We start from the raw sequence: 10,293 nt of genomic DNA, 5'->3' as shown, positions 1-10,293 counted from the left end.
CCGTGGTGAGGGCGGGCCCGGGGACGGCCAGGGCGGCGGTGAGGGTGCCGTCGGCCAGCCGGGGCAGCAGCCGGGAGCGCTGGGCCTCGGCGCCGAGGGCGAGGACCAGCGGTGCGGCGAGCGCGGACGTGGCGAGCAGCGGGGAGGGAGCCAGGGCGCGTCCGGTCTCCTCGCAGGCGAGGGCCAGTTCGGTGACCGAGCACCCGACGCCGCCGTACCGCTCGGGCAGGGCGAGCCCCGGCAGGCCCAGCCGGCCGGCCAGGGCGGACCACAGCGCGGGGTCGTACCCGGCCGGGCTCTCGACGGCGGCCCGCAGTTCGGCGGAGCCGCAGCGCTTGTGCAGCAGCTCGCGCAGGGTGCGACGGATCTCGTCCTGCTCGGCGGTGAGGCGGGTGTCCATGGCTCTTCCCTCCGCATCTGACGGACCGTCATATTAGGAGTGCCGAAATGATATGCCCAGGGGGAGGAGCCCTGCCATGACTGCCGGGAGCCGGAAAGTCGCCGTGGTCGGCGTGGCCCTGTCCGACTGCGGGCGCGTGGACGGCGCGACGGCGTACGCCCTGCACGCCCAGGCGGCCCGGCGGGCCCTCGCCGACGCGGGACTGGACCGCGCGGTGGTCGACGGGTTCGCCTCCGCGGGTCTCGGCACCCTGGCCCCCGTCGAGGTCGCCGAGTATCTGGGCCTGCGCCCCACCTGGGTGGACTCCACCTCCGTCGGCGGCTCGACCTGGGAGGTCATGGCGGCCCACGCGGCGGACGCGATCGCGGCGGGCCACGCGAACGCGGTCCTGCTGGTCTACGGCTCGACGGCCCGCGCGGACATCAGGGCGGGCCGCAGGACGGGCGACCTGTCCTTCGGCGCGCGGGGCCCGCTGCAGTTCGAGGTGCCCTACGGCCACACGCTGATCGCCAAGTACGCGATGGCCGCCCGCCGCCACATGATCGAACACGGCACGACGATCGAGCAGTTGGCGCAGGTCGCCGTCCAGGCCCGGGCGAACGCGGCCCTCAACCCCGAGGCGATGTTCCGGGGCCCGATCACCGTCGACGACGTCCTCTCCGGCCCGCCGGTCGCCGACCCCTTCACCAAGCTGCACTGCTGCATCCGCTCCGACGGCGGCGCGGCGGTGCTCCTGGCGGCCGAGGAGTGCGCGCGGGACAGCCGCACGGCCCCCGTCTGGGTCCTCGGCACCGGCGAGCACGTCTCGCACGCGGCGATGTCCGAGTGGCCCGACTTCACGGTGTCCCCGGCGGCGGTCAGCGGGCGCCTCGCCTTCGAGCGGGCCGGGGTGCGCCCGGCCGAGATCGACTTCGCGGAGATCTACGACGCCTTCACCTACATGACCCTGGTGACCCTGGAGGACCTGGGTTTCTGCGGCAAGGGCGAGGGCGGCGCCTTCGTGGAGAGGGGGCGCCTGCTGGTGCGCGGCGGGGATCTCCCGGTGAACACCGACGGCGGCGGCCTGTCGGCCCAGCACCCCGGGATGCGCGGCCTGTTCCTGCTGGTGGAGGCGGTACGGCAGCTGCGCGGGGAGGCCGGGGAGCGGCAGGTGCACGGCCGGGACGGAGGGCTGCCGCGGCTCGCGGTGGCCTCGGGCACCGGGGGCTGGTTCTGCTCCTCGGGGACGGTGGTGCTGGGCCGATGACCTCCGGACCCCGCTACTCGTCCCCGCGCAGCCCGCGCCAGATGCGGGTGCGGTGCAGCACGTAGCCGGTGGCGGGCCTGGGTCACGTCCGTGCGCGCGCTGGTGCCCTCCGGCATCGACACCACCGTCACGACCACGTCCTCACCGCCGGTTTTGTCGCCCACGGTCCCAGCCTGAGCGCGGCCCGGGGCCGCCGCACCCGTAGGCGCTCGCGCGCGCCGGGCGGGCCGAACGGGTGAGCCGGGGCGGGCGCCGCCGAATGCCCGGTGGCCTGCGGGTTCCGCCCGGCCGGGATACTCGGCTCATGGCACAGACGGATCTGTACGAACTGCTCAAGGCCCAGCGCGTCTGGTCACCGGAGGTGACACGGCTGCCGCCCTTCGATCCGCAGACGGCGCCGCCGACCCCGCTGTCGCTGTTCACGAGCTGGTTCGCGCAGGCGGTGGACGCCGGGCAGCCGGAGCCGCACACGATGTCGCTGGCCACAGTGGACGAGGAGGGCAGACCGGACGTGCGGATCGTGATGCTGCACGGCGCGGACCCGGACGGCTGGTCGTTCGCCACCCATGCCACGAGCCGCAAGGGCCGGGCGCTGAGCGCGCACCCGTACGCGGCCCTGGCCTTCTACTGGCCGGTGCTGGGCCGGCAGGTGCGGGTGCGCGGCCCGGTGCTGTCCGCGCCGTCCCAGGAGAGCCAGGCCGATCTGCACGCCCGGTCGACGGCCGCGCTGGCGGCGGCGCTCACCGGGCGGCAGAGCGAGGAGCTGCCCTCGGTGGAGGAGCTGCACCGGGCCTCCGAGGCGGCCTGGGAGAGGGCCCGCGACAACCCCGCCGAGCCGTCCCCCACCTGGACCCTCTACCGGCTGCGCCCCGACACGGTGGAGTTCTTCCAGGGCGACCCGCACCGGCGTCACATCCGCCTGGAGTACCGCAGCACGGGGTTCGGCTGGAGCAGGGGGCTGCTGTGGCCGTGACCGGGGTGCCCCCGCGTCACGCCCCGAACTCCCACACGGTGAAGTCGGCGACCGGCCGGTAGCCGATGCGCCGGTAGAGGCCGTTGCTCGTGGGGTTGTCGAGATCGGTGAAGAGGAGGATCTCCGGGACATCGAGGTCTTCGGTCAGGTGCCAGGTCGCAGGGCTCATGCGGTCATGATCCGGCGCGGCCCCCCGGCCGGAACACCGGTTTTCCGTCCCGGTACGTGACGCGCAGGGGCATCCCGGCCCAGAGGCCGTCCGGCGCGCACTCCACCAGTTCCGTCATCATCCGGGGGCCCTCGGCCAGGTCGACGACGGCGGCGACGTACGGGGTGCGGTCGCGGAAGGGGGGCAGGTCGTTGCGGTGGACGGTGGACCACGTGTAGAGGGTGGCCCGGCCGCTCGCCTCCTCCCAGCGGACGTCCTCGCCCCAGCAGTGCGGGCAGAACTCGCGGGGGTAGTGGTGGGCCCGTCCGCAGCCTGCGCAGCGGCGGATCAGCAGACGGCCGCGCTCCGCCGCCTCCCAGTAGGGGCGGGTGAAGGGGTCGGCGTCCGGGACGTCGTGACGGGCGGTGGTCATCGGAGTCACCGGAGTCGTCGGAGTCATCGGAACCACCCCAGCCATGCGTCCAGGGACCACGCCTGCCAGGACATGCCGAAGAGGCCGACCAGTGAGATCAGCGCCATCATCGAGTTCTGGCCCTGCTCCGCCCAGTCGTGGATCATGAGGACGAAGTAGACCGCGTTGAGGAGCAGCCCGCCGAGCAGGGCGACCGGGGCGAGGAAGCCGAGGACCAGGCCCAGGCCGAGGGCGAGTTCGGCGTAAACCACGATGTGGGCCATCAGCCTCGGGTGCGGCCTGACCACCGCGTCGAAGCCCGCCCGGACCGGCGCCCACCGGTGCCGTGCCGCCACGTCCGCCGCCCACGCGATGCCGCTCCCGCGCTCGAACCAGGCCTTCTTGTCCTTGTGCCGCCAGCTCTCCAGCCACCACAGGCCGAGCCCCATGCGCAGCACCGCGAGCCACTCCGCGCCGTCGAGCCATATCGAGTCCATGAATCTGACGATACGTCAGATGGCCGTGCCTGCCGAGCCCTCCGTCACAGGAGCGTCCCGAAAGGGGCGCGTGCACCGCGCGCCCGGCCGGAAGCGACCCGCACCGGGCGGGCCCCGCGCACCACTGCCGCGATGGGCCGCGACCACGGCCTAGTCCCGCCGGCATCGACGTCGGCGCAAGAACCGTCACAGCGCCGCGGGCAACCGTGCACCGTACCCGCACACCCGTGATCAATCCGCAACCAATTCCGGTCTTGACTGAGACCCATCAAGCGGGTGCGTGGTTACGCTCCCGAACATGGCCGACACCCGTTCCGCCCCCGCGCGCCCCTCCCCGACCCCCGCCGACCGTCCGGTGTACGTGATCGGCGCCGGTCCGGGCGGCCTGGCCGCCGCCCACGCGCTGGGGGAGCGGGGCATACGGGCGGTGGTGCTGGAGAAGACCGACGGGGTCGGGGCCTCCTGGCGGCGCCACTACGACCGGCTCCATCTGCACACCACCCGCCGGCTGTCCGCGCTGCCGGGCCTCGCGATGCCCCGCCGGTTCGGCCGCTGGGTGTCCCGCGACAACGTGGTGCGCTATCTCGAGAAGTACGCCGAGCACCACGCGCTCGAGATCGCCACCGGCGTGGAGGTGCACCGCGTCGAGCGGGCCGAGGACGGCACGGGCTGGCTGCTGCACGCCTCCGGCGGCCGGCAGCTGACCGGCAGCGCGGTGGTCGTCGCCACCGGCTTCAACCACACCCCGCGCGTCCCCGACTGGCCGGGACTCGCGGAGTACGGCGGGGAGTTCCTGCACGCCGCCGCCTACCGCAACGCCGAGCCGTACGCCGGCCGGGACGTGCTGGTCGTCGGCATCGGCAACACCGGCGCCGAGATCGCCGTCGACCTGGTGGAGGGCGGGGCCGCGCGGGTGCGGCTGGCCGTCCGCACCGCCCCGCACATCGTGCGCCGCTCGACCGCCGGATGGGCGGCCCAGTACACGGGCGTCCTGGTGCGGCGGCTGCCGGTGCGGCTCGTCGACCGGCTGGCCAGGCCGCTCGCGAGGGCGAGCACGCCCGACCTGTCCGCGCACGGGCTGCCGCGCCCCGGGACCGGGCTCTACAGCAGGGTCCGCGAGGGCGCCATCCCCGTGCAGGACGTCGGCCTCATCGACGCCGTGCGCACGGGCAGGGTCGAGATCGTGGCCGCCGTCGAGGGGTTCGAGGACGGCAAGGTGGTGCTCGCGGACGGCAGCCGGATCGCACCGGACACCGTGATCGCGGCGACCGGCTACGTCCGGGCGCTGGAGGGTCTGGTCGGGCATCTCGGGGTGCTCGACGAGCGCGGCAGGCCGGTGGCGCACGGCGGCCGTGCGCCGCGCGAGGCGCCGGGCCTGTACTTCACCGGGTACACCAACCCGATCAGCGGGATGCTCCGGGAACTGGCGCTCGACGCCCGGAAGATCGCGAAGCACCTGGCCGGGGAGCTGCACACCCGGCGGTAACTTTGGCCGTTCCAACGGTTCCTGACGAGGCATCGGATTTGTAATCTGACAGAGCGTCAGTTTACTTGTGCTGTCTCACAGGAGCGGGCGGAACGATGCTTGGATCAACCCACGGCACCCTCACCACCGACTCCCGCCGGGCCCGGGTCATCGCCTGCGGTGAGCAGCGGCCCGGTCCCGCCGTCCACGACCGGGTCGACGACCTGGATGTGAGCGGGCGGCCGCTGTCCGCGGACGTCCCGGATCTGGCCCGGTTCTTCCGGCCCGGGTCACTCGCCGTGATCGGCGCCTCCGACACCGAGGGGCGGCCCAACACCGGGATCACCCGGCAGCTGCTGGCGTGGGCCGAGCGGGTCGGCGCGCGGGTGCACCCGGTGCATCGGGCCCGGCCGTCCGTCTTCGGCATCCCCTGCCGAGCGTCCGTCGCCGACCTGCCCGAGCAGGTCGACCTGGCGGTGCTCCTGGTCGCCGATCCACTGCCGGTGATCGAGGAACTCGCCGAGGCCAAGGTCCGGTTCGCCGTCGTCTTCGCCTCCGGGTTCGCCGAGACCGGCCAGGAGGGTGCGGCGGCGCAGCAGCGGCTGGCCGAGGCCGTACGGCGGTCCGGGCTGCGGCTGCTCGGCCCGAACACCAACCTCAACGCCTTCGAGCGGTTCCGGGACGACCTGGACGGGCCGGCGATCGCGCTGATCACGCAGTCGGGCCACCAGGGCCGGCCCGTGTTCGCCCTGCAGGAGCTGGGCGTCCGGCTCTCGCACTGGGCACCCACCGGCAACGAGGCCGACCTGGAGAGCGCCGACTTCATCTCCTGGTTCGCCGAGCAGCCCGAGGTCGGCGCCATCGCCGCCTACGTGGAGGGCCTGAAGGACGGCCGGGCGTTTCTGCTGGCGGCCGACCGCGCGGCCCGCCGCCGGGTGCCGGTGGTCGCCGTGAAGGTGGGCCGCACCGAGGCCGGGGCGCGTACGGCGGCCTCGCACACCGGCAAGCTCACGGGCGCCGACGACGTGGTGGACGCGGCCATGCGCCAGTACGGCGTGATCCGCGTCGACGGCCTCGACGAACTGCAGGACACCGCGGCCCTGCTGGCGCGCGCCCGGGCGCCGCTGGCCGACGGGGTCGCCGTCTGCTCCATCTCCGGCGGCACCGGCGCACATGTCGCTGACCTCGCCGCCGCGGCCGGCCTCAGGCTGCCGCGGCTCTCCCCGGAGAAGCAGGCCGAGCTGCACCAGTGGATACCGCAGTACCTGAGCGTCGCCAACCCGGTGGACAACGGCGGGCATCCGGTCGGCGACTGGCGCGGCCGGCGGATCATCGACGCGATCCTGGCCGATCCGCAGGTCGGCGTGCTGGTGTGCCCCGTCACCGGGCCGTTCCCGCCGCTCAGCGACCGGCTCGTGCGGGATCTGGTGACGGCCGCCGAGGAGACCGACAAGCTGGTGTGCGTGGTGTGGGGCTCACCGGTCGGCACCGAGGCCGCCTACCGGGACGTCCTGCTGGGCTCCTCCCGCGTGGCCACCTTCCGCACCGTCGGCAACTGCCTCACCGCCGTGCGCGCCTGGCTGGACCACCACCGCTTCGTGCGCGACTACCGCTCCCCCTTCGACGCGGCCCCGCGCACCCCCTCGCCCTCCTTCCGCAAGGCCCGCGACCTGATGCGGCCCGGGCAGCAGCTCAGCGAGCACGCGGCCAAGCAACTGCTGCGCGCCTACGGCATCCGGGTGCCGCGCGAGCAGCTGGTGACCAGTGCCGCGGCGGCCGTGCGCGCGGCGGCGCAGGTCGGCTATCCGGTGGTGATGAAGGCGTCCGGCGCGCGGATCGCCCACAAGAGCGAACTGGGCCTGGTGAGGATCGGGCTGACCTCGGCGAGCCAGGTCAGGGACGCCTACCGGGAGCTGACCGACATCGCCCGGTACGAGGGCGTCTCGCTGGACGGTGTCCTGGTGTGCCAGATGGTCCAGCAGGGCGTGGAGATGGTCGTCGGCGTCACGCACGACGCGCTGTTCGGGCCGACCGTGACCGCGGGGCTCGGCGGGGTGCTGGTGGAGGTGCTGCGCGACACGGCGGTGCGGGTGCCGCCGTTCGGCGAGGAGCAGGCCCAAGACATGCTCGCCGAGCTGCGCGGCCGGGCCCTGCTGGACGGGGTCCGGGGCCGCCCGCCGGCCGACCGGGACGCCCTGGTGGAGGTCGTCCTGCGCGTCCAGCGCATGGCCATGGAACTGGGCGAGCACATCGCCGAGTTGGACATCAACCCGCTGCTGGTGCTGCCCCGCGGCCAGGGTGCGGTGGCGCTGGACGCGCTGGTGGTGTGCCGGTGAGCGGCATCCGCCACGAGGTGCGCGAGCAGGTCTCGTACCTCACGATCGACCGGCCGAAGGCGCTGGGCGCCCTCACGCCCGCGCTGCGGGACCGGCTCGTCGCGCTGCTGGAGGAGGCGTCCGCCGATCCGCGGGTGCGGGCCGTCGTCCTCACGGGGACGGGGCGCGGGTTCTGTGCGGGCGCGGATCTGCGGGGCGGCGCCGCCGAGGGGGAGCGCGTCGCCGGCGACGTCGCGCGGACGGTGCGGCTCGGCGCCCAGCGGCTGATCGCGGCCGTGCTGGACTGCGAGAAGCCCGTCGTCGGCGCGGTGAACGGCACGGCGGCCGGGCTGGGCGCGCATCTCGCGTTCGCCTGCGACCTGGTGCTGGCCGCCGAGTCGGCGCGCTTCATCGAGGTGTTCGTGCGGCGCGGGCTCGTGCCGGACGCCGGCGGCGCCCATCTGCTGCCCCAACTGGTCGGGCCGCAGCGGGCCAAGGAGTTGATGTTCTTCGGAGACGCGCTCCCGGCGGCTGAGGCGCAGCGGCTGGGTCTGGTCAACCGGGTCGTCACGGACGGCGAGCTGGAGCGGACCGCCCGTGCGTGGGCGGCCCGGCTGGCGTCCGGCCCGACCCGGTCCCTGGCGCTGACCAAGCAGCTGGTGAACGCCTCGCTGGGGGCCGACCGTGCCGCCGCCTTCGCGGCGGAGGCGTGGGCCCAGGAGATCAACCTGACCACGGAGGACGCCGGGGAGGGCCTGCGGGCGTTCGTGGAGCGCAGAAGCCCGACGTTCCGGGGGCGGTGAGACGCGGTCGCCCCTTACCCCGGGGCGGAGCCGCCCTCGGCCGGCCTGAGGATGCGCAGGGTGCCGGCGTCCGGGTCGCCGAAGAGGACGAACAGTTCGGGGGCGTCCTCGCTGCCGCCGAAGGACCAGTCGGTGTCCTCACCGCAGTCGCCGTCCAGCCGGAGCCGGATGCCGTCCCGGCCCAGGTCGGTGCGGTGCTCGGCCCGCCAGTCGCCACTGCCTTCGCAGGTCACGAAGTCCTTCTCCAGCCAGTCGTCGCCCAGGGGCTCGGCGGGCAGCCGTACCGCCCGCGCCCGGCCGTCGGCGCTCAGCCGCAGCTCGGCCCCGTTCGGGCCGCGCCAGACCCCGGCGAGCCGGCCGGTGCTCAGCTTCGGGGGCTCGTACTGCTGGATCAGGCCCGTCTCGGTGGCGAGGATGCCGCCGCCCAGGGCCGCCGCGAAGAGGACGGCCGAGCCGAGCGCCGCGCGCCACCACACACCCCACGGCCGCCAGGCCCGCCGGCGCGCGAGCCCGACCCAGAGGGTGGGCAGCAGGCCCAGCGCCGCGAGGACCGGGACGGAGGTGCCGAGCGGCCAGAGGGGGGCCGTCAGCGCGCCCCAGACGGCGGCCGGAGCCGCCGGGGCGAGCAGGTGCCAGACCCAGGCGGGTCCCCCGAGCCGGCGGACGGCGAGCCGGGCGAGGACCACCGAGGGAAGGGTGAGCGCGAACGTCACCACCATGCCCAGCAGCGGCAGCAGCAGCGGCGCGAAGAGGAGCACGCACAGCGCGCCGAGGGCTCCGCCGCTGCCCGCGCCGTAGTCGTCCTTGGTCGTGGCGGCGTCGATCCACCACAGCAGCCCGGCCGCCGGAAGCTGCGCCCCGCCGACGGACGCGGCCGCCCCCAGATCGGTGGCCGACCACAGGGCCGGCCCCGTTCTCCGGCCCTGCTCGTCCGTGTGTTGCTCGCGTATGCGCTGCTCGCGCGCGTTTCCCCACCCCATGGCCGCACAGCGTAAGGACAGGCGGGGACGGGGACGACGCCGGGGCGGCCCGGGACCCTTACTGGCAGGCGGCGTGCGGCGGGCGGGGAGAGGCGGGACGCGGAGCGGGATGTCCGGGCGGGGACGCTCGAAGGCCGTGCCGCGGCGCTCGGCGAGGGTGCGGAAGCCGTGTCGTGATCAATCGCCGTGCCCCGGCTCCGGTCCGTCACCGAGAAGAGGCGGCTCCGGCCCTTCCTGTCTGACGCACCGTCAGCTTCAATGAGGGAATGATGGGACACGCCGGGGCGGCCGCCGCCGCCGTCCGATATCTGGGGCCGGCGCGCGGGCCGGCGGAGCCTCTGCCGCGTCCGGAGTTGCGGTGCGTGCGGGAGGACGAGCGGGCGCCGGTGCAGCCGGGGGAGTTCCGGCGGGTGCTCGGGAGCTTCGCGAGCGGCGTGACCGTGATCACGGCGCCGGCCGCCGAGGGCGAACCCGGTCCCGCCGGTTTCGCCTGCCAGGCCTTCTCCTCGCTCTCCCTGGACCCGCCCCTCGTCTGCTTCATGGTGGGCCGCACGTCCACCACCTGGCCGCGCATCGCCCGCGCGGGCGTCTTCTGCGTCAACGTGCTCGGCGCCGGACAGGACGAGCTGTGCCGGGCCTTCGCGGTGAGCGGCGCCGACAAGTTCGCGGGGGTGGCGTACGACGCGGCGCCCGCCTCCGGGTCGCCGCGCCTGGCCGGCGCCGCCGCCTGGATCGACTGCGCCGTCCACGCCGTGCACCCCGGGGGCGACCACCTCGTCGTGGTGGGCCGGGTGGCGGCCCTCGGCGCGTGCGAGGACAGCGATCCGCTGCTCTTCCACCGCGGCCGCTTCGGCCGCCTCGGCGCCCGCTAGTGCTGCCACCGGAAAGGTTCACCGGCTCGAGACGCCCGGCACGGCACCAGGTCCGGCCCGGCCACGCGCCGCGCGGCCCGACGCGCGGCCGGGCGACGGGTTCGGGCGGGTGCACGCCGGGCGGTTCGGCGACCCGCGGGTTTCACCTGCCCCGCCGATCACCGCCACCGGACGGTCGGCGG

Annotated in this window: 10 protein-coding genes and 1 pseudogene; 6 read left to right on the top strand and 5 right to left on the bottom strand. The window is 74.8% G+C overall.

The features are described 5' to 3' along the window. On the bottom strand, positions 1–400 hold a 400-nt coding region (locus tag ACLU3S_RS33065; RefSeq protein WP_413955672.1), incomplete at its 3' end, for an acyl-CoA dehydrogenase family protein. Between the two features lie 76 nt (positions 401–476). Between ACLU3S_RS33065 and ACLU3S_RS33060 the strand changes: the two genes are divergently transcribed. Then, positions 477–1,646, top strand: a complete 1,170-nt coding sequence (locus ACLU3S_RS33060; RefSeq protein WP_413955671.1) for a thiolase C-terminal domain-containing protein — start codon at positions 477–479, stop codon at positions 1,644–1,646. 304 nt (positions 1,647–1,950) lie between these two features. Continuing rightward, positions 1,951–2,619 (top strand): pyridoxal 5'-phosphate synthase, encoded by a 669-nt coding sequence (locus ACLU3S_RS33055; protein ID WP_413955670.1) that lies wholly within the window; start codon positions 1,951–1,953, stop codon positions 2,617–2,619. Between the two features lie 16 nt (positions 2,620–2,635). Here ACLU3S_RS33055 and ACLU3S_RS33050 read toward each other — a convergent pair. From ACLU3S_RS33050 to ACLU3S_RS33040, 3 genes and pseudogenes are all read right to left on the bottom strand, one after another. Further along, positions 2,636–2,743: pseudogene (locus ACLU3S_RS33050) on the bottom strand (GNAT family N-acetyltransferase); the annotation flags it as partial. A 49-nt stretch (positions 2,744–2,792) separates the two neighbouring features. Then, positions 2,793–3,200: a Zn-ribbon domain-containing OB-fold protein gene (locus ACLU3S_RS33045; protein ID WP_413955669.1), complete on the bottom strand. Its 408-nt coding sequence runs from the start codon at positions 3,198–3,200 to the stop codon at positions 2,793–2,795. Between the two features lie 23 nt (positions 3,201–3,223). Next, positions 3,224–3,676: a DoxX family protein gene (locus ACLU3S_RS33040; protein ID WP_413955668.1), complete on the bottom strand. Its 453-nt coding sequence runs from the start codon at positions 3,674–3,676 to the stop codon at positions 3,224–3,226. Between the two features lie 298 nt (positions 3,677–3,974). Between ACLU3S_RS33040 and ACLU3S_RS33035 the strand changes: the two genes are divergently transcribed. The 3 genes from ACLU3S_RS33035 to ACLU3S_RS33025 all read left to right on the top strand — a co-directional run bounded on the left by ACLU3S_RS33035 (position 3,975) and on the right by ACLU3S_RS33025 (position 8,259). After that, complete coding sequence (locus ACLU3S_RS33035) at positions 3,975–5,162, top strand: flavin-containing monooxygenase (RefSeq protein WP_413955667.1); 1,188 nt, start codon at positions 3,975–3,977, stop codon at positions 5,160–5,162. A 95-nt stretch (positions 5,163–5,257) separates the two neighbouring features. Next, on the top strand, positions 5,258–7,477 hold the full coding sequence (locus ACLU3S_RS33030; RefSeq protein ID WP_413955666.1) for an acetate--CoA ligase family protein: 2,220 nt from the start codon (positions 5,258–5,260) through the stop codon (positions 7,475–7,477). Continuing rightward, positions 7,468–8,259, top strand: a complete 792-nt coding sequence (locus ACLU3S_RS33025; protein WP_413955665.1) for an enoyl-CoA hydratase/isomerase family protein — start codon at positions 7,468–7,470, stop codon at positions 8,257–8,259. The genes ACLU3S_RS33030 and ACLU3S_RS33025 overlap by 10 nt, the downstream gene beginning before the upstream one ends. Positions 8,260–8,273: 14 nt before the next feature. On the opposite strand, the gene ACLU3S_RS33020 is transcribed toward ACLU3S_RS33025, so the two are convergent. Next, complete coding sequence (locus ACLU3S_RS33020) at positions 8,274–9,239, bottom strand: hypothetical protein (RefSeq protein WP_413955664.1); 966 nt, start codon at positions 9,237–9,239, stop codon at positions 8,274–8,276. 269 nt (positions 9,240–9,508) lie between these two features. On the opposite strand from ACLU3S_RS33020, the gene ACLU3S_RS33015 reads away from it, so the two are divergent. After that, the gene (locus ACLU3S_RS33015; RefSeq protein WP_413955673.1) at positions 9,509–10,111 is read left to right on the top strand and encodes a flavin reductase family protein; all 603 of its coding nucleotides are present in this window, start codon (positions 9,509–9,511) and stop codon (positions 10,109–10,111) included. Positions 10,112–10,293: the final 182 nt, after the last annotated feature.

This window comes from Streptomyces sp. AF1A (assembly GCF_047340315.1).
GTDB lineage: Bacteria > Actinomycetota > Actinomycetes > Streptomycetales > Streptomycetaceae > Streptomyces.
Note: the sequence above shows the minus strand (reverse complement) of the source record. Positions and strands in the feature narration are given on the sequence as shown.